The sequence below is a fragment of the Paenibacillus sp. J31R122 genome (genome assembly GCF_056269185.1).
In genome coordinates this window covers 1-24,443 of sequence record NZ_JBWDNM010000028.1, presented here as the reverse complement: position 1 = coordinate 24,443, position 24,443 = coordinate 1, and the positions used below count along the sequence as shown (strand labels likewise).

21 protein-coding genes are annotated in these 24,443 nt (G+C 42.6%); 5 read left to right on the top strand and 16 right to left on the bottom strand.

All coding sequences use genetic code 11. The annotated features are described in order from the left end of the window. Positions 1-257: 257 nt before the first annotated feature. The 3 genes from AC0YN7_RS28785 to AC0YN7_RS28775 all read right to left on the bottom strand — a co-directional run bounded on the left by AC0YN7_RS28785 (position 258) and on the right by AC0YN7_RS28775 (position 3,596). The gene (locus tag AC0YN7_RS28785; protein WP_475813446.1) at positions 258-2,624 is read right to left on the bottom strand and encodes a YcdB/YcdC domain-containing protein; all 2,367 of its coding nucleotides are present in this window, start codon (positions 2,622-2,624) and stop codon (positions 258-260) included. 167 nt (positions 2,625-2,791) lie between these two features. Next, positions 2,792-3,103 carry a thioredoxin gene (gene trxA / locus AC0YN7_RS28780; protein WP_475813445.1) on the bottom strand — a complete coding sequence of 104 codons (312 nt, stop codon included), beginning with the start codon at positions 3,101-3,103 and terminating at the stop codon, positions 2,792-2,794. A gap of 73 nt (positions 3,104-3,176) precedes the next feature. Next, on the bottom strand, positions 3,177-3,596 hold the full coding sequence (locus tag AC0YN7_RS28775; protein ID WP_475813444.1) for an RrF2 family transcriptional regulator: 420 nt from the start codon (positions 3,594-3,596) through the stop codon (positions 3,177-3,179). Positions 3,597-3,886: 290 nt separating this feature from the next. Between AC0YN7_RS28775 and AC0YN7_RS28770 the strand changes: the two genes are divergently transcribed. Continuing rightward, the gene (locus AC0YN7_RS28770) at positions 3,887-4,096 is read left to right on the top strand and encodes a putative signal transducing protein (RefSeq protein WP_475813443.1); all 210 of its coding nucleotides are present in this window, start codon (positions 3,887-3,889) and stop codon (positions 4,094-4,096) included. A gap of 72 nt (positions 4,097-4,168) precedes the next feature. On the opposite strand, the gene AC0YN7_RS28765 is transcribed toward AC0YN7_RS28770, so the two are convergent. The 3 genes from AC0YN7_RS28765 to AC0YN7_RS28755 are packed head-to-tail and all read right to left on the bottom strand — an operon-like array spanning position 4,169 to position 5,478. Then, positions 4,169-4,486 carry a DMT family transporter gene (locus tag AC0YN7_RS28765; RefSeq protein ID WP_475813442.1) on the bottom strand — a complete coding sequence of 106 codons (318 nt, stop codon included), beginning with the start codon at positions 4,484-4,486 and terminating at the stop codon, positions 4,169-4,171. Between the two features lie 2 nt (positions 4,487-4,488). Further along, the gene (locus AC0YN7_RS28760) at positions 4,489-4,842 is read right to left on the bottom strand and encodes a DMT family transporter (protein ID WP_475813441.1); all 354 of its coding nucleotides are present in this window, start codon (positions 4,840-4,842) and stop codon (positions 4,489-4,491) included. Positions 4,843-4,848: 6 nt separating this feature from the next. After that, positions 4,849-5,478 (bottom strand): TetR/AcrR family transcriptional regulator, encoded by a 630-nt coding sequence (locus tag AC0YN7_RS28755; protein ID WP_475813440.1) that lies wholly within the window; start codon positions 5,476-5,478, stop codon positions 4,849-4,851. A gap of 1,216 nt (positions 5,479-6,694) precedes the next feature. On the opposite strand from AC0YN7_RS28755, the gene AC0YN7_RS28750 reads away from it, so the two are divergent. Further along, positions 6,695-9,754 carry an FAD-dependent oxidoreductase gene (locus AC0YN7_RS28750; RefSeq protein WP_475813457.1) on the top strand — a complete coding sequence of 1,020 codons (3,060 nt, stop codon included), beginning with the start codon at positions 6,695-6,697 and terminating at the stop codon, positions 9,752-9,754. A gap of 85 nt (positions 9,755-9,839) precedes the next feature. On the opposite strand, the gene AC0YN7_RS28745 is transcribed toward AC0YN7_RS28750, so the two are convergent. The 3 genes from AC0YN7_RS28745 to AC0YN7_RS28735 form a co-directional block, all read right to left on the bottom strand. Further along, the gene (locus AC0YN7_RS28745; RefSeq protein ID WP_475813439.1) at positions 9,840-10,280 is read right to left on the bottom strand and encodes a hypothetical protein; all 441 of its coding nucleotides are present in this window, start codon (positions 10,278-10,280) and stop codon (positions 9,840-9,842) included. After that, complete coding sequence (gene hisC / locus AC0YN7_RS28740; RefSeq protein ID WP_475813438.1) at positions 10,280-11,341, bottom strand: histidinol-phosphate transaminase; 1,062 nt, start codon at positions 11,339-11,341, stop codon at positions 10,280-10,282. Before hisC ends, AC0YN7_RS28745 begins: the two co-directional genes overlap by 1 nt. Positions 11,342-11,427: 86 nt before the next feature. Further along, on the bottom strand, positions 11,428-13,353 hold the full coding sequence (locus AC0YN7_RS28735) for an FAD-dependent oxidoreductase (RefSeq protein WP_475813437.1): 1,926 nt from the start codon (positions 13,351-13,353) through the stop codon (positions 11,428-11,430). Positions 13,354-13,547: 194 nt separating this feature from the next. Here AC0YN7_RS28735 and AC0YN7_RS28730 point away from each other — a divergent pair, with 194 nt between their 5' ends. After that, positions 13,548-14,729: an acyltransferase gene (locus AC0YN7_RS28730; RefSeq protein WP_475813436.1), complete on the top strand. Its 1,182-nt coding sequence runs from the start codon at positions 13,548-13,550 to the stop codon at positions 14,727-14,729. A 58-nt stretch (positions 14,730-14,787) separates the two neighbouring features. Here AC0YN7_RS28730 and AC0YN7_RS28725 read toward each other — a convergent pair whose 3' ends face one another. The 5 genes from AC0YN7_RS28725 to AC0YN7_RS28705 form a co-directional block, all read right to left on the bottom strand. Then, positions 14,788-15,237, bottom strand: a complete 450-nt coding sequence (locus AC0YN7_RS28725; RefSeq protein ID WP_475813435.1) for a VanZ family protein — start codon at positions 15,235-15,237, stop codon at positions 14,788-14,790. A gap of 31 nt (positions 15,238-15,268) precedes the next feature. After that, positions 15,269-15,982, bottom strand: coding sequence for a metallophosphoesterase (locus tag AC0YN7_RS28720; RefSeq protein ID WP_475813434.1), 714 nt, complete (start codon positions 15,980-15,982; stop codon positions 15,269-15,271). Then, complete coding sequence (locus AC0YN7_RS28715) at positions 15,979-16,482, bottom strand: N-acetyltransferase family protein (RefSeq protein WP_475813433.1); 504 nt, start codon at positions 16,480-16,482, stop codon at positions 15,979-15,981. The genes AC0YN7_RS28720 and AC0YN7_RS28715 overlap by 4 nt, the downstream gene beginning before the upstream one ends. A 104-nt stretch (positions 16,483-16,586) precedes the next feature. Then, positions 16,587-17,120 carry an HPP family protein gene (locus AC0YN7_RS28710; RefSeq protein WP_475813432.1) on the bottom strand — a complete coding sequence of 178 codons (534 nt, stop codon included), beginning with the start codon at positions 17,118-17,120 and terminating at the stop codon, positions 16,587-16,589. Positions 17,121-17,217: 97 nt separating this feature from the next. Further along, a complete protein-coding gene (locus AC0YN7_RS28705; RefSeq protein ID WP_475813431.1) occupies positions 17,218-17,802 on the bottom strand; it encodes a CGNR zinc finger domain-containing protein in 585 nt (194 codons plus the stop codon). A gap of 282 nt (positions 17,803-18,084) precedes the next feature. Here AC0YN7_RS28705 and AC0YN7_RS28700 point away from each other — a divergent pair, with 282 nt between their 5' ends. Together AC0YN7_RS28700 and AC0YN7_RS28695 are read left to right on the top strand one after the other, a co-directional pair. Beyond that, positions 18,085-18,636 carry a helix-turn-helix transcriptional regulator gene (locus tag AC0YN7_RS28700; RefSeq protein WP_475813430.1) on the top strand — a complete coding sequence of 184 codons (552 nt, stop codon included), beginning with the start codon at positions 18,085-18,087 and terminating at the stop codon, positions 18,634-18,636. Continuing rightward, on the top strand, positions 18,623-20,146 hold the full coding sequence (locus AC0YN7_RS28695; RefSeq protein WP_475813429.1) for a DHA2 family efflux MFS transporter permease subunit: 1,524 nt from the start codon (positions 18,623-18,625) through the stop codon (positions 20,144-20,146). Before AC0YN7_RS28700 ends, AC0YN7_RS28695 begins: the two co-directional genes overlap by 14 nt. Before the next feature lie 224 nt (positions 20,147-20,370). Here AC0YN7_RS28695 and AC0YN7_RS28690 read toward each other — a convergent pair whose 3' ends face one another. Both AC0YN7_RS28690 and AC0YN7_RS28685 read right to left on the bottom strand, forming a co-directional pair. Next, a complete protein-coding gene (locus AC0YN7_RS28690; RefSeq protein WP_475813428.1) occupies positions 20,371-22,044 on the bottom strand; it encodes a glutamine--tRNA ligase/YqeY domain fusion protein in 1,674 nt (557 codons plus the stop codon). Between the two features lie 132 nt (positions 22,045-22,176). After that, the gene (locus AC0YN7_RS28685) at positions 22,177-23,526 is read right to left on the bottom strand and encodes a sodium-dependent transporter (protein WP_475813427.1); all 1,350 of its coding nucleotides are present in this window, start codon (positions 23,524-23,526) and stop codon (positions 22,177-22,179) included. Positions 23,527-24,443 lie beyond the last annotated feature (917 nt).

Genomic DNA, 24,443 nt, shown 5'->3' with positions numbered 1-24,443 from the left:
ATCGTTGTCCACTACCCAGCTGTTTTCTCGGCTTTTCCTGAGCTAAGGGGATAGTGAAGCAAAGACAGAAAAAGTACACTCGTGACACTTAGCGCTCAACGCTCAATAGCTCTCATGAAAAACCTATCACAATCACAATCAAAGGCAAAGAAGCTGTAAGCACCACCATTAGGCGCTTACAGCTTCTTCATACCAGCCGCTTTGCATGTCCCGTGCCTTCAACATTCCACACTTTACAGCGGCCAGTCATTAAACAACTACATTCTAATTGGAGCTTCTTGAAGCTCAGCTCGCGACTGCAGGTAACGGAAGAACGCTGCTGATGCTTCAGCGCGCGTCACTTGCTTTTTAGGCAGAAACTTGCCGTCCGTCAAGCTCATTATTTTTAAGCCGACCACGATTGCCGATTGTCCTTTATTTTCGATCTGAGCAGAATCTTTAAAGGAAGCTTTGAAAATATCATCATAATTAGCCAGCGCATTGTACCCTAACGCGCGTACGATCAGCTCAGCCATCTCGTCTCGCGATACTTTGCCATCCGGGTTAAACGAGCCATCACCAAGATCAATTAGATTTTGCTCCAAAGCACTTTCTACATATAGGAAGTAGCTCGAATCCATTGCTACATCATTAAAAGATGCTTTCTCCATTGAGGATGCTGCCGTGTCATACATATTTAGCGAACGTCCACTGTTTCTTGCGAGCACCAGCATCTTGATCAATTCACCGCGTGTGACCTGTTCATTAGGGCGAACCTTGCCATCCACGACATCCAGCGCTTTATAAGCAACCATCAGCTCTAATTGCCGCTGTGCCCAGTGACCCTCAACATCAAGTGCCTTTGGCTTCTCCAGCTGGGTTGCTTCTCCGGTTTCCCGATTTCTCCAGCTGCCTGTCTCTGCATCCAAAAATACCGATTCGTCAATAAGCCGCGGTACAAGCACATAAACGAGCTCCGCCTCTGCTTTGCTCACAACCTCGTCGCCTTTAATTTCTCCAGACGCCATCATGAGATTATATTTCTCAATCGGAATCGGCTGTCCATTCCAAGTATACTGCTGTACAAGACGGTAGGTTAGCTGGGTACGATAGTAACCCAACCATTTATCAACCGCTTGAGCCTTCGTGATCATTTTCGGCGCTTTGTCCGCATAATCAAGTGGTGAGATATAGGCATCGAAATTACGGATATCTCCTGTGCGAGCATCAACAGCTACATTGATATTGTCATACTCCACAACAGCGCCATGCACCTTATGAACAAAGTTGAAATAATACGAATCCACGTTGCCTAAACGATCTTCGTATTGTTTAGGATTCGGCTTAACGAAGTATAATTCATCAGTTAACCATGGCAATTGCGCCTTGATTGTATCTATAGCAATAGTCGAAGCTTGATCCAGTGTAACCTTCGTACCCCCAGTCTGTGCCTCAGCATTGTAATTATAGCTGTAGAAGCTGCGTACAGATCCCGTTTTGCCGTCTACAGAAGCCGATGCGGAGCCAATTTCCTTCCCATCCTTCTTCAACGTCCAATTTAAGTTCCAATAGGATTCAAGCTCTGCGCTTCTTTCATTATTATTCTCACTATAATTGGTACCGCTCAACTCTGCGTCAGCAGGGAGCTTGAAAGCTGCTTTCACTGCTTCCACAGCCTGCTTTTCAGTAATCTTACCCGATTTTGGCGCTTCACCGAGCGGCTTATCTGTTAACGCTGTATCCGAAATCGTTCCACTTCTAAAATACAGATCGTTTAAATTATCCTTCTTCTCGCCAGTTACAGCGTCAATGGATATGGGCTGCAGCTCATAGCTAAGAAGCGGCTTTATTTTCCCTTGTGAGTTGTAAGGAATAATATAGTTGAGCAACGGACTAGCCGCAGCACGCAGCTTCTCATTCGCTTGTTCAAGCGTCAGCTGTGTTTCCACATCAGGAAACGAAATCGTATCGTCCCATTGCAGAGAATACCGCAGGATATGACCCTCACTGTCGATCTCAAACTCAATATAGTTATCGGCATATGGAATACCATTTACTATGCGATCAAAGCGCAATGAATGTCGCACCTCACCCGTTAACGGTGGAAGCAGCTGTACGCCATACTCAGCGTTATATTGAATTTGTTTCTTATATGGCGCAGCCATATTTGCAATAAATTGAAGAGCAATCTCCTGTGCATGATCACGTTCAACCTTAAGCGGATAGGTTGGTTTAGCTGCCGGATTGTTGACGTAGGAATTAAACGCCAACAATTGCCCCGAATCTGCATTTATTCGTACATTAATACTGCCTTGGTGCTTACCGTTTACTTTTTTTACAAATTCGAGACCCCAAATATTTTGTTTTCCATTACCCATCATATCCATAGAGAAATTTGAGCTTTGAAGTAAATACTCCTTCGGAATGCTTACATACTGTCGCGCAAGCGCTTCTGCTTTCTCCTTAGACACTGCCAAATCAATTTTCTCAGCTGATGATTGCTCCATTGCGCCTCCATTTGATGATGCTGACGTTTCCAGATCTGTCTTGTTAACGCTCTCAGCAAATGACGCAGCTGGCAAAACACTCATCAACATAGCTGAAGTCAACAATACTGCAAGCTTCTTTTGGTTATTCTTCTTCACTTTTTCGCCTCCCATCGATTTCCATTTTATCGCTATATAGACGTGCCATATTAGCAATAAGTTGCGCCTTCCACACAAAAAAAAATATCGCCCGATAATCAGTCAATGACTGATACCAGGCGATATTTGATGAAACGATTTATACCTAATTGCTGATTATGATTTTATTACATTTGACCAGCGATTTTTGCTTTTAGAGCATCTTTGCTTTGAACGCCAACCATTTTGTCAACTGGTTGACCGTCTTTGAACATAATGAGTGTTGGAATACTCATTACGCCAAATTGCGAAGCAAGCTCAGGCTCTTCGTCAACGTTGATTTTCGCAATTACCGCTTGGCCTTCAAGCTCAGTTGAAAGCTCCTCAATAATAGGAAGCTGCATTTTGCAAGGTCCGCACCAAGGTGCCCAGAAATCTACAAGGGAAACGCCGCTTTCAATGCTTTGTGTAAAGTTATCTTTAGTCAATGCTACTGCCATTTCAATCATCCTCTCTAAACAATGTGTATGATTAAGGGAATACCCGTCTCATCAATCACTTATTACTTTTCCACTAACCGCACGCGTGAATCTGTCTGAGCACATCTTGGATCGTTATCGCGCTAAAATGGTGCTCTAATTGCTTCTCCGCCGTGCAAAATATTCCGAACATGACTTGATTCATATTCGAACCCACGACGCAATCCATCTCAGGATTGCCAGAACACCAACTCGGAATAAGCGACCCTTGCGCCATAACACGATAAATATCAGCTAGTGTAACGCTGCTTGGATCGATTGTCAGTCGGTAACCACCGCCCGATCCTTCACGCGTGTCGACATAACCACTTCTGCGTAAAACGCTCATTACTTTCCGAACGCGTGCGGAATGTGTGCCAACATTCTCGGCAATCATTTCACTGCTCGCCATCCGTTCCGGCAAATAAGCTAAGTAAACGAGACTGTGTACGGCTATTGTAAATTCGCTATTCAATGTGAGCGGGCCTCCCTGCTTTGTACTGTAATTTTATACATTACAGTTCTATTTGTCAATAGCCAGGTCGCCAATTAATATGACTTGCTTAGCATGCAGCATGGCTTCCCCTCTTATGCACCGCTAGATTTTGGAGACTATAAAGTTCCGAGCCTCGCGAGGAAGGTAATGAGCCCTTTTTTATGATTTTTTCGTAAGGAATGACATTTTTACACGCGGTTGCTGAATACATATGAATAGTGCTGCTAAATTACATTTTACATCGCATTCTTTTGTGGAGGTGATGCACATTGGCACTGTTTGGGAGTAAATGGTCAGCTTTACGCACAGAAGGCGGTTCACGTTCGGAGTTAATTGATCGCTTGGAAGCTTATTTGAAGACAAATGGCTTAAAAACCAAAATTACAAATGAGGGCACTTCCCTGAGGAGAATTCATGTACGCAAGAATGACTTCGAGCGAGCGCAGGAGCTGCTAAAGGCTTTCGACGCAGAGAATTAATAATTTTGGAATGAAGAATGACAGCATGGCTAAGCAGCGTCACCAACTATGGTGAACGCTGCTTTTGCATTTTTATGAGCTAATGACCTTAAGTCCGATAATTCCAGTAATAATCATGGTCAAAAATACCATTTTACGCCAATCCCGCGACTCTCCGAATAGGAACATGCCCAGCAATACACTGCCTACTGATCCGATCCCCGTCCAAATCCCGTATGCAGTACTTATAGGAATGGACTGCAGCGCTTTAGATAAGAAGAAAAAGCTTATAAAGCCTGATACGATTGCACCAACTGTACCCTGCCACTTTTTAAATCCATCTGACAGCTTCATGAAGGTGACACCGCCAACTTCACCCAAGCCTGAAATAATTAAAAACACCCATACCATAATTATACGCCTGCCTTTTCCGGTTCTTGAGCAGGCTTATCTTTGGAGACCAGCTTCAGCCCGACAATGCCTCCTACTAATAAGGTGATAAAAAATAACCGCCAAAAATCAACCGGCTCATCCAGAACTAAAATACCGGCGATGACGGTTCCTACAGTACCTATACCCGTAAACATTGCATAAGCTACGCCGATTTCAATCGTACGCATCGACTTAGCAAACAGCATAAAGCTGATAACGAGCAGAACAACCGTAATCAAGCTTGGTACAAGCTTTGTAAATCCTTCTGAATATTTAAGACCAAACGTCCAGCCAACCTCTAGGAAGCCAGCCATCAGCAAATAAACCCATTGCATGATTACTCAATCCTCTCTCGTTGTCATCGTCCAAAGCTGCCATAATGATTGCCAAATTAACTGCTTCCTTTTATGATACAGCTGCGCTTCATACAACTGGTTTTCTACAAGTAAACCGTCTACGCAAACATAGAAGACAGCAATCTTTCGTTCTTCCTCATCAGCTTTAAATATACCGATCGAAATCCCCTGTCGTATAACTGAGCGAAGACCTTCTGTTAATATGTCCTCATGCCGCAAAAAATCATTTCGCAGCTGATCGCGCAAATGACGCGGCGGTACTAGAATTGTACGCTTCAAAAATGCTTGCCCTGTTGTCAGATGAGTAAGATCAGTAAAAAAGTCAAAAATGCGATATACCTGCTGCTCAATAGGCTCCTCCTTAATAGCTTCAAGAAGCTCTATATATTGTTCCCTTTCTTGCGCTATAACTTCTCCAATAAGCTGCTTAAAAAGCTGTTCCTTCGATTGATAATGCGCATATATAGAAGGAGTCTTAATACCGACCGCCTTCGCAATTTCAGACAAAGAGGCTCCTTCATAACCCGACTCCGTAAACATAGTCAATGCTGCCAGCTTGATTCGTTCCGCTGTTGAAAGTAACTGACTAATCTTGCCCGCCTCCAGCCGTTTCACATTCATTTACCTAACGAACGTTAGGCTACCGAACTATTTTATTACTATACACTTCATAAATCAAGAGACTAACAACAGAATGGACGTTACTAGGCTTTGGTAAAAGACTTTTCAGGTTACTTCACCTCTTCAGATGCAAACACAATTACACTGCTCAAATCAATGGACGGACCCAAATGGCAACCCACTTCAGCGCCATACACTATGTATCATCGAATAGGTCATCGAATAGGTGATAAGCTCACAAATAACCGCCTCTGCGCTTACTTACTTACTTACTTACTTACTTACTTACTTCCTTCCTTACTTCCTTACTTCCTCTTATCTTCCGCTTATATCCACGGCCGGTTAGTTTCAAAATTTGCAATTAAACGAAAACACAGCAGGTTAAGCTACCCTTTAGTTTCAAGAACTGAACTTAATTGCTGGACTAGCACTAACGGTGCTCATTATCAGGTAAACTAGTTGCATATTCTGAAACTAACTAGTCTCTTTTCCCCCAATGGGACTCATTAGTTTCACATTGTGAAACTAATTTAACAACAACTATAAACGGAGCGGAGAGCTGGCGGGGCGGTGGTCCACTCGGCGACACTCTCTACAAACGCGGGTGGATGTACCATGGCGACACTCTCGACAACTGGCGGGCGGAGGTCCTCTCGGCGATACTCTCTACATATGGCAAGACGGAGGCCTACTCGGCGAATCTACAAATGGCGGGTGGATATCCACTCGGCGACACTCTCAACAACTGGCGGGCGGTGGTCCTCTCGGCGACACTCTCTACAAATGGCGGGGTGGAGTCAACTCGGCGATAGGTTCTACATATGGCGAGGTGGACATCCACAAGACGATATTCTCTGCAGAAAGCAGTCCATCAGTTTATCCCACCGGTATCTATCGACTCGCTGCGCCTATAGTCATAGAAGTAACAATCGGCCGCTCAAGAGCAGACGTGATAAAAATCCTCATATTTAAGACTAGTTCACCTTACAGGCCAACTGAAATGCACTCTATTCCCCTTAGGAAATCAGAGTTTTTTTCATTTTACAAATATTTAATAATCTGAAAATCTATTATAATCATCTTAATTTCTCTATCATTAATTGCCATATATACCCTCTTAAATTGTCTGTTTTAAGTTGCAAACCTATTACTAAAATGATAGTATCTACATGTTATAAATCATAAAAAATAAGAGTAAGAAAGGTTGATTATGACAACTCCATCTATTAAAAAGAACGAACATATTCCTGAGCTTCAAATTGTTCGCGCTTTGGCAATTCTTGGCGTTTTGACTGTGCATGCCAGTGCGGCCGCTTCTATCAGCATGTTAAATTCCGGATATTATTTTTTCTATAATTTCGTCAATATTTTTATGAAGTTTGGTACACCTACTTTCATATTATTAAGCAGCTTTGTTCTATTTTACAGCTACTATAGCCGTCCTATTAACGGGAAGCTTGTACTAGGCTTCTACAAGAAAAGAATATTATACATAATTATTCCATATATTGTTTTTTCGGTGATTTACTATGCATTATCGCAATATACTTACGGAAAGCCACTGTTATCTTTGGAAACCTGGAACGGTTTTATAGATAAACTACTGGTTGGAAAAGCCTACTCGCATTTATATTTCGTATTTATTAGCATACAGTTCTACTTACTATTCCCGCTTGTCTTATGGCTGACAAAGAAGAAGCCAATATTCGTTCATTTCCTAATTCCGTTTGGTTTTATTATCCAATGGGCATTCGTGTTTCTGAACTTGTATGATTGGCATGTCAAAAATAAGGGAAGCTGGGCGCTGTCTTATTTCTCGCTCTTCTTTTTAGGAGCAGCACTTGGTATCTATTATCCGAAAATTAAAGAATGGTTAATTATCAGCAAGCAGCATGCAACTGGTTATCGCATAGCGGCGTGGATAGCACTTTGGATCTCATGGCTTGTAGTTGGCATTTCTCATGTTACGGTTTACTATAATGCCCGCTCTCTTGGAACGATCTATGATCCGCTCTTGTATGAATTTTTATGGGCTTTTCATGCCATTTTCTCAGCAATTGTTCTCATTCAAGCTTCATTTATCATTTATAGATATTTGCCTGCATTTATTTCAAAGCCTTTATATCGTATAGGTCAATTATCGTTTGGCATTTATTTAGTTCATTTAATCTTTTTATATTTTTACGATAAATATATACCAGGGTACGGCATATCCTGGATGGCACATTTCCGTTTTCTAGGCAGTTGGATCTTTATGCTCGGAGGATCTTGGCTTGTCGTCAGCATTGCAGCACGGTTCATTCCGTTCTCTTGGCTGCTGTTCGGCAGCTTACCGAAGCGCGATAACAATGCAAACACCAATAAACGTAGTGTTGTGGTAGTAAGCTCGGCAGTCATGTTAATAACAGCCTCAGCCGCTATCGGTCTTTGGGTGAAATCGAACGAGACCGTAAACAAGAATGAGAGACAGCCGCTAGCGGTAGTTGAATTTTTAGATACACCTAACACCAACTATGATGTTATTGTCGCTGGCACAGATCCTGAGGGCATTGCCGCCGCAGTATCAGCAGCGCGAAATGGGCTTCAAGTATTGCTGGTAGATGGCAAAAATCGTGAAATTCTTGGCGGTCTTATGACAGTCGGAGCACTGAATACGCTTGATCTAAATTATTCGCCTAACAATACGGATACAGCGGGCAACCATCTGTTTCTAAACGAAGGGCTATTCAGAGAATGGTACGATCAAGTAGAAGGCACTTCCTTTGACACAAATACGGCGGCCAACGTCTTCTACAAGATGGTGAAGGACGAACCAAATATCGACTTACTTATGAAGGTACAGAAGATGGAGCCGATTACGGAAGCAGGCACAAGCGGTAACACAAGCGTTACTGGACTGCGAATCGTAAAGGAAGACGGCAGTGAAATTGATGTTCACGCACAAGCGGTCATTGACGCTACTCAAGATGGTGACATCGCTGCGGCTGCTGGAGCACCATTCACAGTAGGACGCGAGGATACCAATGATCCAACCGCTCAAATGGCTGTCACTCTCGTGTTCAAAATGAGTGGAGTTACGCAAAAAATTTGGAATTCCTTTGCTGGCCATAAAGATACCGGCATCGATGCGATGAGCGCATGGGGCTTCCCTGAAGCAAAAGACTATGTATCCAGTAATCCAGAGCGGGTTAAAATTCGTGGATTAAATATCGGAAGACAAAACGATGACACGATGCTTATTAACGCGATGCATATTTTTGAAATTGATCCGCTTGACCCTAAATCAGTGGAAGAGGCTTTAGAGATCGGTCGTGCGGAAGCACCGCTGATCGTTGATTATTTAAAGAAAAACTTTAAAGAATTTAAAGATTTGAAGTTTGCCGGCACGGCGGATGAACTGTATGTAAGGGAAACACGGCATTTCCAAGGGGAATATCGACTGACGATGGCCGATTTATTGGACAACCGTGATCATTGGGATGCGATTGCTTACGGCTCATATGACGTAGATATTCAAAGCACTAAGCATACAGATAACGGCAATATTATGATGTCTCCGATTCAATACGGAGTGCCCTTCCGCAGTCTCGTACCTTTGAAGGTGGATGGCTTGCTTGTTGTAGGTAGAGCTGCAAGCTTCGATTCTTTGCCGCATGGCAGTGCACGGGTTATCCCGCTTGGCATGGCTACCGCTGAAGCAGCAGGAGTCGCCGTTAAGATGACGATTGACAATCAGATTTCATTGCGTGAGCTATCCAAATCGGAAGAGTTGATTGCTGCCCTTCGTACACAGCTAACCAAGCAAGGCGTCGATTTAACGATGAATACCTTCGAAGCTCCCGCTTATCGCATACATAAGGATTACGAGGGATTAGTGGCAGCTGCAAGCATGATGCTAACAAGCGGATCGCACGATAATAAAGGTTTTGATCTCGATGGCACATCAAACTTCCAACGATTCGTTTACAGCATGAACAAAGTACAAAAAACACATCCAGACTTTTTCTTTGGCGTTCCTAATGAAGCTATTAAAGGTGTAAGCAACCCTACAGAAACGTCCCTTACGTTAGAGCAGGCCATTAAAACAATCGCTTATACGATTGATGTTAAGAAGGCGAACGAGCTCACGCTTGAGGAAATGTTAAACCGCAATTGGATTAAGCAAGAAACAATAGACGGCATAACCGATCAATCCAAGTTAACGAATGGCGATGCTTTTATGATCATTCGAGATGTAGTCGAATACTACGTCGGTCGTGTTTATAAGTAGCTTCATCTCTATCAGACTTTCAAGCGAAAACCGCCATACATACTCTCCATATGGAGATGCATGTATGGCGGTTTTTTTAATAATATTATACCTTCGTTGTCTTACCCTTATATTTCATCCAAATTATCAATAACCCATTTACCAAAATTCCGAGTGTTATTCCGAGCACAGTAATAATGACATTTAACACGAGGAAATATACGAGCAGTAATCCGAAATCATAATCAGACAGTGATAGTTTGAGAAGCTTGCTTAACACAAAGGCGAAGAGCACGCTAAACGGAATCCAAAACAAAAAAATAATTATCGGGAAATACCAATGACGATTCCGAAAGAAACGAATGATCGGTGCAGCAAATGCCGCAATCAGAAAGACAGCAATCAAATAACTCCAATTAAATATATCGCTGTAATAGTAAGAGATATAAAAAAACGCATTGCCTGTTAGAGCATAAATGACACTTAACAGTACGACTAATTTCATGGACCGCCCAATAAGGATTTGTTCATTGTTTGCTTCTTTCATTACTGACCTACAATTTCTTGGATTGCCGCTATAAAAGCTGTCATCTCTTCATCCGTTCCTATGCTGACACGCAAATATTCATTAATTCGCGGCTGATCGAAATAACGGACGAGCACACCCTTGTCACGAAGCTGCTGAAATATTTGTTTAGCCGCAACCTCAGGATGCGAAATAAACACGAAGTTCGCTTTTGAGTCGGTTACAAGAAACCCGAGTGCCACCAATTGCTCAGTAACATGCTCACGTGTACGTATAACTTTCGCTGTTGTTTCTTGAAAATGTGCCTCATCCTCTAGTGCAGCAATTGCACCTGCCAGAGCTAGACGATCCAACGTGTAGGAGTTAAATGAATTTTTGATCCTATTTAAACCCTCAATTAATTCCGCACTGCCGAATGCCAAGCCGACACGCAGCCCTGCGAGCGAACGAGACTTGGAAAGTGTCTGCACAACAAGCAGGTTTGGATAATGCTCGATCAGCTCTATCGCAGATTCTCCGCCGAAATCAATATAGGCCTCATCGATAATGACAGCTTGATTCGGATTCATATCCAGCAGAGTACGAATGTCCTTCAGCGAAATAGCCTGAGCTGTCGGCGCATTCGGATTAGGTATGATAATGCCGCTATTTGGCTGATTAAAATGTTCCACCTGCACATTAAACTGCTCATCCAGCTTAATCAATTCCGTCTTTAAGCCGTATAGCTTAGCGTATACCTTATAGAAGCTGTACGTGATATCCGGAAATAAAACGGGTTTAGCTGGATCAAAAAACGCGGCAAATGCAAATGCCAAAATCTCATCTGAACCGTTGCCCACAAATACTTGCTCGGAAGATAAGCCATAATATTTTGCAGCAGCTTGTACTAGTCCATCGCAAGTCGGATCAGGATATAAACGCAAATCTGCATTTGCGGCTGCTGTAATGGCTTCAATCGCTTTAGGAGAAGGCGGATACGGATTCTCGTTCGTGTTCAGCTTAATATACGTTTTATCCTTCGGCTGCTCTCCCGGTACATAAGGCACTAGAGAAGCGGTTAGCGGATTCCAAAATTTACTCAACGTCAATCTTCCTCTCATCATCAGCGTAACAATAGTTGTTTCTATTTTAACATTGGCTATGTTAACTCTCAATCAAAGTATATAAACTACTCATACACTACACCAGCGTAATATTCAACAACATCACGGATAAGAAGAAATGTTTCACCATTTGTCAGTCTCTCTTTGTCCTTAATCTGATTCAATGTATCTGCTGTTACCCACTTGCGAGTTAGTAACTCCTGTACGGCATTTTCCGGTGCAATGGTTTCATTGGCTGTAAGAAGGATGATAGATGCTGCTCGATCTAAAGATAAGGACTGCTTTTTCTCTTCTTCCTTTAAACCTTGTAAGGCAGCGTACACTTCGCCTTTAAACACAGTTGAATGCACTCTCCTCACCTGAGCCATATTGCTATGGAATTTCCCAACTGTCGAAAGTCCATCAAGATCCCATGATTCATTTTTGTCCCCGCCAATCGTCACAAACATACTAACAGCCGCCAACAAGCCCTTATACGTTCTATGCTTCGCATAGTCCGGTTTATCAAATTGTTCCATCTCAAGCTTCATGCCTTGCTTTTGCAGCATTTTTCGTAATTCCGCAATATGTACTTCAGACTTGGAAAGTGCTCGGAATGACATCTTATTATCGATTGCGAGCTTCGCTGCTGCACCTGCCGCTTCACCCGTCGCCATTCCTAGTGGAATGACACGCGTACTCCCATGAGGAATCGTATCGACACTCTTCGCACGGCCAACAACGAGTAAACCGTCAACCTTTTGAGGCACAAGCGTTCGGAAGGGAACGCCATATTGCTTGGGATGAACAACAATAGCACCTTTGTCATGTTGACTTACCCTTTGCATATCCACTTCATATGAGCCGTAAGCAATCGCATCCCAGAAGTCACGGTTATCCAGAACATCAACTGCTGTTAAGCGATATTCTCCTTGAATATGTCTAGTCTCACGAACATAGAGCTCAGGTGCCGTTCCGGCGAATTCCGTATCTTTTAGCTCCTTGAAAGTCTTCTTTAAGTACTCTGCAATGAGCGGGGCTTCCTTTTTTCCTATTTCGAATCCTTCCTTTACAGACTCCGGATCAAAGGGATCAATATAGAGGATGTGCATGGCGTTTATGAGAATCGTATCATCATTTTGCCTGCCGATATTAAGTGCCCTCACTCCAACTCGTTCAGGGTCAGTCGGCTCGTATAATTTAGCTTTACCAAATCCCCATGCACTCATTTTATCAACGCCGGTGCCATCATCCATATTTTTGAATGAATTCCACACCTCCTGTGTCACGCCGCTGAGCTTAAACACTAACGTGACTGCTTGCTGCGCTTCGGGGTTACCGATGTCCTCACGGCCTACGGTATATGGCACACCAGCCAGAGCCGCTATATCAGCATCCTGTGTCGCGTCTATTACATAAGCCGCGTTCACTCGCTGCTCCGTCCCATCAGCCTTCAGCAAACGGATGCCTACAACTTCCTTCGCACCCTTTTCATCGTTCATTATGGGCTCCATTGCATTTAAATCCATGAGAAGGTCAATATTCGGCTCTGCCTTTACCATGCGATAGAATAAATTAGCTGCTGATGTAACGTCTACAGAAGTACCTTCAAGCTGATCATACCATTCTTGGAATATACCTTTATTTAAAAGACTAAGTTTTCCCGGAAACTTGGATTGATTAGGAGAAGTATTCAAGTCCAACGAATTAAGCCACCCAAGTGTAATCAGCCCACCTAATATTTCTCGCTCCCTGCCATCCACTAGAAGCACATGAAGTCCATTGCGAGCGGCCGATATAGCAGCAACAACACCTTCTGGATCAGTACCTACTACAACGACATCATAATTGTCTTCTATATTGGCGCTTGATTCTACTTTAAGCAGCGTCTGCATGGATGCAGTACTCACTATTGAATTTGACCGTTGCCACATCAAATATGCACTAGCAATAATCAAAAATAATACCACTATGCCAATTGATACGCTCCACCTTTTCTTTCTCAAAAACATATACTCAACTCCTACAAGATTTTGAGATTTATCCCAATATCTTAAACATACCAATCCCGAAAAAAGTTGCAAACTTTTATATTATTTCTTTAATTTAGGAGTTTTTAAGTTGACAAATTGATTTCAATTAGATAAAAATGGTATAAATACCAGTGATTTATTCAATCTTTAATGGAATGAGAAAGGAGACTAGCATGGGTCAAAATCCGACATTTAATTTGCGATTGAACGAGCTATGGCTCGTCCGCGCTTTTGCCATTCTCGGCGTCCTGACTGTGCATGCAACTTCTTTCGCAACGCTTGAGATGAAGACTTATAACAGCTTCATCCTATATAATGCCTTGAATGTATTTATGAAGTTTGGAACGACGACCTTCATCTTTCTTAGTAGTTTCGTTCTATTTCTTAACTATTATGACCGTCCCATGACTAAGACTCTTCTTCAGACTTTTTATAAACGAAGGTTATTGCTTATCATTGTCCCTTACCTTCTCTTCTCGGCTGTATATTATGCGGTTGTGCTTGTGACTCATTATTCAGGCGAATCAATTGGGGAAGTTATGACTGACTTTTTGGTGAAGTTACTGACAGGGAATGCATACGCCCATCTCTATTTTATTTTTATTAGCATTCAATTTTATCTCTTTTTTCCTTTTGTTATGCTTATGTTTAAACGCTGGCCTGTCTTAATAAAATGGGCAATTCCGTTTGGCTTCGCTGTACAATGGGGATTCCGACTTTTGAATGAATATATAGATATTCCATACGATGGAAGCTGGTCATTTTCATATTTCAGCTATTATATGCTCGGGGCTTGGATAGGCATTAGGTATCCGAAGGTTAAAGAGTGGTTCGAGGTAAGTAAAGATAAATATCGATCACAGCAACATACTCCGATATTGGTTATGCTTCTCATCATATTCTTATGGTTAGGTTCAGGTATAGCAGAAGTGTATATCTGGTATAACTTCCGTTTATACGGCTCAAAATACGAATTGTCGCTGTATCAAACGTTGTGGTTTATTCGTACATTCACGGCCGCACTAGCTTTACTCCAATTATCTTACATCCTTTATACTCGTTTACCATCCTATATTTCACACTTATTCCGTCGGCTTGGGGAACTCGCCTTTGGTATTTACCTTGTACATCCTTTGTTCTTGGCTGTTTATCGTGAATTTCGTCCCGCATCTAACATAGAAGTGATCTTAAATTTATGGTATCTAGGCGGCTTTATATTTGCACTAATTGGTTCTGTAATTGTTGTGTCTCTTTCATCTCGCTTCTTACCTTTTTATTGGGTCTTATTTGGGAAAGTCCAACGAACGCCCCGAAACGAAAAACGGAACGTTCACATGGACGCTCCGAGCTCGTGAGGACGAGCGAGGTTACTCTAGCTCCGTCCACCCATCCTACTTCAACTCCTCATATTATCTATGTCCTTTTTTTGCGGAATACCGTTCTAACCATTCCTAAACCAATTAAGGAGCCTAACGTATTGAGGATAATATCATCGATGTCGAAGCTGCCAACTCTCGTAAGCATTTGTAGGAGCTCTATTGCTGTAATGATTAACACAGTTGCGAAAATAAGCGCTAACACCCGTCTATATGCTATGTTAAGCATGGGCAGGATTATTCCGATTGGTATAAATAACACGATATTACCAAAAATATTTTTGAACCAAATTTCAAAGTTGATGTGGTCTGTATGCAGCATATATCGCTTGACAGTATCGAAGGGAACCAGATTGTACCTGTAAGTATGGCCAAAATAACGATCGCGATAAAATAATAAATATCCCATTATAAGTGCGTAAACAATGGCTGCCGCGAGAATAAATAGGTTAAGCAGCAAGCTCTTGCTGTATGCTTTTCTAAACATTTATGTACAACCACCTCATTGAACAAGCTATCTACCGCTTGTAAGGAACAGCATATGTTCTGAATTGATCCTTACCTGTAATCTCCAGACCGTTGAGCTGATGTCCGCTCGCACAGCCGCCATCTATTCCGATTTTACCGTCGCCAAACCAGATATCGGGCTTGCCATGAATGTCTATCACTTTGGTATGTCCGAAAATAATCGTTTTGCTCACTGTTGTAGGTCTGCTTAGGAAGGGCTCTTTCATATAAAGAAAATCTCTCTTGGGTTGCTTCTTCCAATTCAAATAATTCGGATTCAGCCCCGCATGCACGTATATAAAATGATCATCCTCATAATAGTACGGCAGCTCGTCCAAAAATGTTAAATGATGAGCATAATGCTCGTGAACAGCCGTTTTGGCGCATGCAATAATGCGATCTACCGCCCCTTGTGTTATACCCGCATAGCTTTCAGCAGTCTGTCGCCCTCCATGATCGGAAAACTTCAGCAACGCTTGTTCACTCCGCTCCAGCATCACGTCAACAAACCGTTCATCGTGGTTTCCTTGAATAGCGATAGCACCTCCACCCTGCACAAGCCCAATAACCTGCTCGACCACCTGCCTGCTCTGCGGTCCGCGATCTACAAAGTCACCAAGCAATAGTAATTGATCATCCCCAGGCCGATAGTTCATTTCGGCTAGTAATTCGTTAAACGATGTATAGCATCCATGAATATCACTAATAACTAATGTGCGCTTCATACTCTTCTCCCCATAATCACAAGATCACGTTCCTCATCATCAAGCTTCGCCACCCTCGGCAAATATCCCCATTGCTCAAATCCAAATTTGCGCAGCAGCGCTAGGCTTGGCTCATTATGACCAAACACAAAGCCAAGCAGCGTACTGATTCCCAGCCACGGACTTTCACCTATCGCTTTATGAATTAAAACCGATCCAAACCCGTGCGAACGGTATTCCTCAGCAATATAAATACTAATTTCAGCAGTAGCCTCATAAGCAGGCCTGCCGTAAAAGGATTGAAAGCTAAGCCAGGCTGCAATTTCCCCATCGATTCGGAGCACCCACATCGGTCTTGAATCCGCCGAATGCGCATCAAACCATGCTCTCTTGCTTGCCACAGTTACAGACTCTAAATCTGCCGTTACCATCCTGCTTGCGATTGTTGAATTATAGATGTCGACAATACGCTCCAGATCACTCGGCTGCGCATCAACGATTTCATAATGATTAACGGTCATGCTCGTCACCTCTAATCTTTTAACGAATTATATCACAAAAAAAAGAAGCTGGACGAGAGAAATGAACGGCATCCCGTCGAGCATACTAGTGAGTGAATTAGGAATCATATCCAAAAAGTCGGATATTCCCGGTTGCTGCGTAAATTATTAATTAGCAAAGCAAATAACACGATTACTACTGAGCCAACTAAAACAGGAGTCAACAAATAATCCCAGCCAAAGCCGCCAAGCATAACAATGATCGGGTCTGCTCCTGCTGGCGGGTGTGTTGTTTTTGACAGCATCATCGCCGCAATTGCCAGGCCTACAGCTAAACCTATCGCCCAAGGTCCGCTACCCAATAAGGAATAGACAGCTAAACCAACGAATGTGGAAACCAAATGACCACCAATAATATTTCTCGGCTGTGATAACGGCGCGCTCCAAACCCCAAATGCAAGCACACAGCTTGCTCCAAACGGAGCCATTAGCCATTCTGCCGATGCCATGCTTGTTAAAAGAGCTAATACGGATATCGTTAAAAATCCACCAATAAGGCCTGTTATCGAATCCTTTATATCTACTCTTAGCGGACTTTTTCCTTTACCCTTCATTTTAGATAAATAACGCATATGAAAACCACCTTTTCTAATGATCATTTTACTTGATATGATTCAAACTAACTAGTGAATCCATAATATGGAGGTTAGTTTGTGCAACCAAAATAAGAACCAACTCCATTTACGGAGTTGGTTCTTATTTTTCATCCGATTTCCGATGTTGAAATCGAGCTGCTTTTGTTCTATTTCCACATATTTTCATCGAGCACCACTTGCGTCGCTCACCCTCGTCCATAAATAATAAAACACAGTCCGGATTCAAGCATCGTTTCAAGAGGGCTAGCTTATTTTCACCAATTAAAGCTAATGCATCATAAGCGATGAAAGATAAAAGAACATCTTCCGCATCTCCAACAGGTACTGCCGTTAATTTTTGGTTCACTATTTTATATGTAAAAGGAGCCTTTTCGATTTTCTTTTCTAGAAAGGCAATAAACTCGTCTGTAACACTCGCACCATCCGCAATTAACTCAAATTTCCCCCTTAAAATAGTACGCATTTCTAAAACTGACATCAATACCGGACCGATCCGTTCCTTAGCCTTTAAAACTAACTGTTCATCCCACAAAGGATTTCCCGCTTGAATAGTTTGCAGCCAGTTCAGCACGTCTCCTTCTGTAAGCAATAAATCTTGACGCTGTCCCCTTCGTACTAGTTCCGTATTCACTAGATCAAGGGAGGAATAACCTGAAATCAGCGGAAAAGCTTTCGTTTTAATCATTAGGACTACTCCATTCGTCTAATTGTAATCTAACCATTATATCGTGGATTGGCAGGTTATTACTTCAGACTATAGACAATCGATTCACATAGCAAGAGTAAAATGGTTCAGGCATCTTTATCATCGCTAAATACGCGTTCTACTCCTTCTGTAATTTATTTCAAATCCATATATTGACATGTTATATATCGGAATGATATATTATGGATCGTAATATTAATATGGATAACTTATCCTTTTAGGTAAGGGTCATCCATTAGAAAACGACAAGGAGATACATGAATGAATAGTCAGGATGTTATTTTAGGTGTGCTCATGAAACGTTCTTTATCTGGATACGAAATCAAACAATTATATGAAGAAATTCTCTCTCATTTCTACAGCTCAAGTTATGGGACGATATATCCCATGCTTCATCGTATGGAAAAGGAAGGATTGATAACAAAGGAATATGTGCCTCAGGAAGGGAAGCCCAATAAAAATGTTTTTACAATAACCGAGGACGGTAAAACACAGTTTAACGCCTATTTGCATAGTCCCATGGAATCGGATGCCTTAAAGTCTGATTTTCTGACGAGACTCTATTTCGGTCAATTTGTAGGTAATGACAAGGTGATTGCCTGGTTGAAGCAGGTACAGGAGCATACACAAAAGCAATTAGAACAGTTAACTGAGAAGTATGCCCTCTACAAAGATCATATGTATCCGGCACATATCATCTGCATTGAAATTGGAATTAATGAATATAAAGCTAAGTTGGAAACTATTCAAGAGGGATTAATAAGTATGGAGCAGTTAGAACAAGGAGAGAGGGTTCAAAATGACAGGATCTAATTCAAATAATAAACTCATCCTACTGGCAATGTCTTTAGGTTTATTAATGTCATCTTTGGATAATACGATTGTCGCTTCATGCATTAACAAATTAAGTGAGGATTTTAATATTTTTGATAAAGTAAGCTGGGTATTTACGGCCTATATGCTGGCGGCAACAAGCACGATGCTCGTGTTTGGCAAAATGTCCGATTTGTTCGGCAGAAAGATGTTCTACATGATCGGGATTGGGTTGTTTCTTGTCGGTTCTGCATTATGTGGAGTTGCTCAGAGCGCCGATCAGCTCATTTGGTTTCGTGTCATTCAAGGCATTGGCTCTGGAGCATTGTTCCCGATCAGCTTCACCATTATCTATACGATATTTAAAGATCCGAAGGATGCAGCAAAAATGTCAGGAGTCTTCGGCGCGATCTTTGGTCTCTCCTCTGTAGCGGGCCCACAGCTCGGCAGCTTTATTGCTGAACATTTGGGCTGGAGATGGAATTTCTATATCAACGTACCGATCGGATTAGCCTCAATGATCGTTTTGATGATTGCTTTAAAAGAAACCCGCTCCGAGCATAAACCGAAAATCGACTATCTAGGCACATTGTTTCTTATCATTACAACTGTTTCATTAATGCTTGCACTTGAATGGGGCGGCAAAACATACGCTTGGGGCTCATGGCAAGAAATTAGCTTATTCGCAATATCCGCTGTAATCGGCACTTTATTCATTTTAGTCGAGCGCCGCGCAGCCGAACCTGTACTTCCGCTTAAAATTTTTAAAAACAAGATGGTTTTAGGAACAAGCATCCTTTGCTTCTGCCAAGGTGTACTCATGTTCTCAGCGATTACGTATCTCCCTATTTTTACTGTAGGGGTATTAGGTCATTCCAACTCTAACGGCGTCTTGACGCCTATGATGGCCTCATTAATTGTCGGAGCCATTCTATTCGGTTTCTTACAATCTAAATTCGCCTTCCGTACTCTTATGCTTATAACTATGCTAATGACCATCATTGTAGCTTCGTTACTTTCGTTCGTCAGCGCGGATGCTTCTAGCGGATATATGATCGCACTCATGATTTTACTTGGAGTTGGGGCAATTGGACCTTTAATGAGCGTTGCGCAGAGCTCTGTCGCTGCAAACGTGGATCCCAAATATATGGGCGTCAGCTCTTCCATCGTTGGTTTCTGGCGCAACATTGGCGGTATATTAGGCGCTTCAATGATGGCGACAATTGTGAATAACAATTTAAATGGATTAATTACCGAAGGAGCTGAAAAAGCTGGTATTCCTGCCGATAAAATCAACACGTTAGCTAATCCAGAGCTCCTCATGCATGCAGGTGGTGAAATTAGTCCACAGATTCGCGAGTTTCTTCAGGCGGCACTCGCAACGGCAATTAATCACGGCTTTATACTCAGCATTTGTATCGGCTGTATCGGCTTCATTACAGCGATGTTTGTGGGGGCAAGCAGATTGGAATCAACGAAGAAAGCACAATCTAGCGCTGCGCATATATAAACGGGATATATATCACGTAGGATTAAACGAATAACAGCCTATAGCTAAATCACATAAAAGCTAGTTGCTAGAACAGTAGGTAACACAGTACCGAATTATGGATTAAATAAACCCTCACTCGTCTCCATAACAAAAAACCCAGCCGCAAGCGGTCGGGTTCTTCGTTTGATTGAATGGGCTAATGTGCGCCATTCCTATTTCCATCTTACTGAAAGGCTAACTTCTTATGCTTTAGTTGGGTCAAACGAGCTCTTCATGGATACGATGCGATTAAACACCAGCTTCTCAGCCGTTGAACCCTTCGAATCTACATTAAAGTAACCGTGACGGAAAAACTGGAACTTGTCCCCGCCAACAGAGCTGCTCATGTTCGGCTCAACAAAGCCATGCTGCACTTCAAGTGAGTTCGGATTGATACACTCAAGGAACGGCTTGCCGCTCTCTTGCGCTTCGTTAGTAATAAGTGGCTCGATCAGACGGAAATCAGCAGCGATTGCTTGAGTTGCCTCCACCCAGTGGATCGTCCCTTTCACTTTACGCTCAGAGAACCCTGTTCCACTCTTCGTCTTCGGATCATACGTACAATGCAGCTCAATAACGTTACCTTCTGCATCTTTTATAACCTCTTGGCAAGTAATAAAGTAAGCATGCTTCAGCCGCACTTCATTGCCAGGGAACAGACGGAAATACTTATTCGGAGGATTTTCCATGAAATCGTCCTGCTCAATATAGAGCTCACGGGAGAACGGAATTTGGCGAATGCCCATCTCTTCGTTTTCCGCGTTATTTTCAGCATCCAGCAGCTCGGTTTGACCTTCTGGATAGTTCGTAATAACAACCTTGAGCGGCTTAAGAACGGCCATCGTACGCATTGCCTTCATCTTCAAGTCTTCTCTTATAAAATATTCCAGGTTCCGCTCATCGACAAGACTATTACTCTTCGAAACGCCGATTTCGCGACAGAAGGTGCGAATAGCTTCCGGTGTATAACCTTTGCGGCGCAAGCCGCTAATCGTCGGCATACGTGGATCGTCCCAGCCATCAACGACTCCTTCGTCTACAAGAAGCTTCAAATTACGCTTACTCATAACTGTATTCGTAATATTTAGACGAGCAAACTCATATTGATGCGGTGTTGCTTCCATTTCACACTCGGCAATCGCCCAGTCGTATAACGGACGATGATCCTCGAACTCTAGCGTGCATATCGAATGCGTAATGCCTTCGATCGCATCACCGAGAGGATGAGCATAATCATACATCGGATAGATACACCAAGCATCGCCTGTACGGTGATGGTGTGTATGTGAGATCCGGTATAACACAGGATCACGTAATGTAATATTTGGTGAAGCCATATCAATTTTGGCGCGAAGCACCCGCTCGCCGTCCTTAAATTCACCAGCGCGCATACGCGCGAATAGATCAAGGTTTTCCTCAACGCTGCGATTGCGGAAAGGACTTTCCTTACCCGGCTCTGTTAATGTTCCGCGATACTCTCTCATTTGATCAGCTGTCAAATCGCAAACGTATGCTTTTCCTTTTTTGATAAGCAGTACGGCACGGTTGTAGTATTCTTCAAAGTAATCTGATGCAAAATGCAAACCATCCCACTCGAAGCCAAGCCAGCGTACATCCTCTTGAATGGAATCTACATACTCTGTATCTTCTTTAAGAGGATTCGTATCGTCGAAACGAAGATTTGTTCTGCCTTTGAATTCGTCTGCAAGCTCAAAGTTCAAACAAATCGATTTGGCATGCCCAATATGCAAATAACCGTTCGGTTCAGGAGGAAAGCGAGTTATTATTTCCTGCACATGGCCGCTCTTCAAATCTTCGGCTACGATATTTTTAATAAAGTTTGAGGATGAGGACTTATTTTCTACTGTATTTTCCACTCTCGACCAACCTTTCCCACGAAAAACATTTATCCTCTTATAATACACAAAATTCGATGAAATTATAAGATCCACTCCGCAGCATAGTTTCTGATGAACGATGGTCGTATTTTAGTAGGAGAAGCTCGCTCTTTAAAAGGAAACAACGCCTGCCGAATAGAGCAATACGAGCAGAACGAGTATCGGCGCGACAAACCTAAGCATGAACAGCCATAGTCGGAACCACCAAGCGTTTAGCCCCGCTTCCTCTGCTGCGCCCTTCCAGGCGTAGCCCACAAACAGCGTTACGACGAGCCCCCCGATCGGCAAGATAATGTTGGAGCATACAAAGTCCATCCAATCGAAAAAAGCTTTACCTCCAAAAGAAAGCCCCGCCACCTTACCTCCTACTGACAACGCAGAGGGAACGCCGATCAGAAAACATAGGATAGCTAAAAAAATGACAGAAAAACTGCGACTCCATTTAAACGCTTCTCGCACGAAAGCTACCGGCACCTCAAATAGCGATACAGTCGAGGTAAGTGCAGCGAACGCGAGCAGCAGGAAAAACAAGCCTCCAAAGACCGACCCAAACGGCATAGCTGAAAACGCTGCAGGCAAAGCCACGAATACGAGCCCTGGTCCTTGGGACGCCTCTATCCCGTACACGAAAGTGGTCGGAAATATAATTAGACCTGCCAAAAAGGCATATAACAAATCACCTAATCCAATAGCCAATGTTGCCACTCCGAGAGATTGACGCTTGTCAACATAAGCACCGTAGGTCAACATCGTACCCATGCCCAGTGAAAGAGAGAAAAAAGCGTGTCCAAGCGCTACGAGCGCAGACTCCGTCGTTAATTTACTAAAGTCAGGCTTTAAGAAAAAAGATACACCTTCTGCTGCGCCCTCTAACGATAATGCGCGTGCGGCGAGCGCCAGCAGCAATATAACCAGTCCCGGGATAAGCACCTTATTAAACTTCTCGATCCCTGCAGATACTCCCCGAACGATAACTAATGCCGTAAGCGCTATAACGATAAATTGCCACATTACAGGCAGCCAGCTACCTGTGAAGCTTGCAAAACGTTCCCCGTAGTCTCCATTCTCGAATAATTTCCCTGAGAACGACAGCACAGCGTAATGCAGCGTCCATCCAGCTACAACTGTATAAAAGGATAAAATTAAAAATGCGCCCAATATCGTTAAAAAACCGAAGCCTCCCCATAGCTTGCTGCCGCTCAGCCGAATGAACGATGTCGCCGCATTCCCTCGTCCTCCGCGCCCTACAGCGAGCTCTGCAAGAAGAACAGGCAGACCGACTAACAACAAACAGATAATGAAGAGCAAGAAAAACGCTGCTCCTCCGTATAGGCCAGTTATGTAAGGAAATTTCCACATGTTTCCGAGACCAACCGCACTGCCAATAGCCGCAAAAATAAATCCAGAGGAAGAAAACCTCTCCTTCGTACCATGCCTATCAGCATGCTGCTCGTCCTTCATACCACTATTCACCTCGTATTTATGAATGAAGTTGAACTAAATCTTCACTTTTGATTTGAAGGATAGTATATCCAAGCCTAATGGATAAATTCGAAGTGTATGTGCTACGCCCTCGTAGTTTCATTTTTTGCATTTAGACGAAGCTGCAGAAGGAGAAGCTGCGATTTAGTGTCAGGGAATGAACTTAATTGCTGGGTTAGCTCGATTCGCGCCTCATTCCAGTGAATTAGCTGCATACTCTGAAACTAATTCGTCTCCAATTCCATGATGCCGCTCATTAGTTTCAAAATGTGGAGTTAAAGTTAATTTAACCGTCCTTGTGTAATTCTTAGCGATATCACATCAACAAATAGAGGAATAACCGAGTCATTTTCCATGAAACACAAGTCAATTAATTTAACATATTACACACTAGATACTTAATTAATAAAGAGCTAACATTTTGCTTGATTCTACTTAATCACCCCGGTCATATCACTTCTATTTCTTTTCTATTTTTATATAAAAACAACTACGAATAATAGATCAATAAAGAAAATTGTCTTTAAATACAGTAGTTGTATAGATAAACCTTATTCTTATTTGCACAATTACACCTTTTCTCACGAATGAAAACTCATAAACATCCTCAGTTGCCACCTCCTTGTAAGGAAACATGTAAAAGTAATTGAACATATTTAATTTGTAACTCTAATCAACCATTGCAGACTTAGAAACTCGAGGTTGAAATAACTGGTTTGATAGAAAAAGAGAGGGAGAATTTGAATGAGTGATTTAGGTAGGAAGGAGTACAGCTCTAAGTTGGTTTGGTGTTGGTGTTGGTGTTGGTGTTGGTGTTGGTGTTGGTGTTGGTGTTGGTGTTGGTGTTGGTGTTGGTGTTGGTGTTGGTGTTGGTGTTGGTGTTGGTGTTGGTGTTG

What these genes read in the sequence shown, in the direction of transcription:
- trxA (WP_475813445.1), bottom strand. Translation starts at nt 3,103, where the DNA reads ATGGCAGTAGCATTGACTAAAGATAACTTTACACAAAGCATTGAAAGC.
- AC0YN7_RS28765 (WP_475813442.1), bottom strand. Translation starts at nt 4,486, where the DNA reads ATGGTATGGGTGTTTTTAATTATTTCAGGCTTGGGTGAAGTTGGCGGT.
- AC0YN7_RS28760 (WP_475813441.1), bottom strand. Translation starts at nt 4,842, where the DNA reads ATGCAATGGGTTTATTTGCTGATGGCTGGCTTCCTAGAGGTTGGCTGG.
- AC0YN7_RS28750 (WP_475813457.1), top strand. Translation starts at nt 6,695, where the DNA reads ATGACAACTCCATCTATTAAAAAGAACGAACATATTCCTGAGCTTCAA.
- AC0YN7_RS28745 (WP_475813439.1), bottom strand. Translation starts at nt 10,280, where the DNA reads ATGAAAGAAGCAAACAATGAACAAATCCTTATTGGGCGGTCCATGAAA.
- AC0YN7_RS28735 (WP_475813437.1), bottom strand. Translation starts at nt 13,353, where the DNA reads ATGTTTTTGAGAAAGAAAAGGTGGAGCGTATCAATTGGCATAGTGGTA.
- AC0YN7_RS28730 (WP_475813436.1), top strand. Translation starts at nt 13,548, where the DNA reads ATGGGTCAAAATCCGACATTTAATTTGCGATTGAACGAGCTATGGCTC.
- AC0YN7_RS28725 (WP_475813435.1), bottom strand. Translation starts at nt 15,237, where the DNA reads ATGTTTAGAAAAGCATACAGCAAGAGCTTGCTGCTTAACCTATTTATT.
- AC0YN7_RS28720 (WP_475813434.1), bottom strand. Translation starts at nt 15,982, where the DNA reads ATGAAGCGCACATTAGTTATTAGTGATATTCATGGATGCTATACATCG.
- AC0YN7_RS28715 (WP_475813433.1), bottom strand. Translation starts at nt 16,482, where the DNA reads ATGACCGTTAATCATTATGAAATCGTTGATGCGCAGCCGAGTGATCTG.
- AC0YN7_RS28710 (WP_475813432.1), bottom strand. Translation starts at nt 17,120, where the DNA reads ATGATCATTAGAAAAGGTGGTTTTCATATGCGTTATTTATCTAAAATG.
- AC0YN7_RS28705 (WP_475813431.1), bottom strand. Translation starts at nt 17,802, where the DNA reads ATGATTAAAACGAAAGCTTTTCCGCTGATTTCAGGTTATTCCTCCCTT.
- AC0YN7_RS28700 (WP_475813430.1), top strand. Translation starts at nt 18,085, where the DNA reads ATGAATAGTCAGGATGTTATTTTAGGTGTGCTCATGAAACGTTCTTTA.
- AC0YN7_RS28695 (WP_475813429.1), top strand. Translation starts at nt 18,623, where the DNA reads ATGACAGGATCTAATTCAAATAATAAACTCATCCTACTGGCAATGTCT.
- AC0YN7_RS28685 (WP_475813427.1), bottom strand. Translation starts at nt 23,526, where the DNA reads ATGAAGGACGAGCAGCATGCTGATAGGCATGGTACGAAGGAGAGGTTT.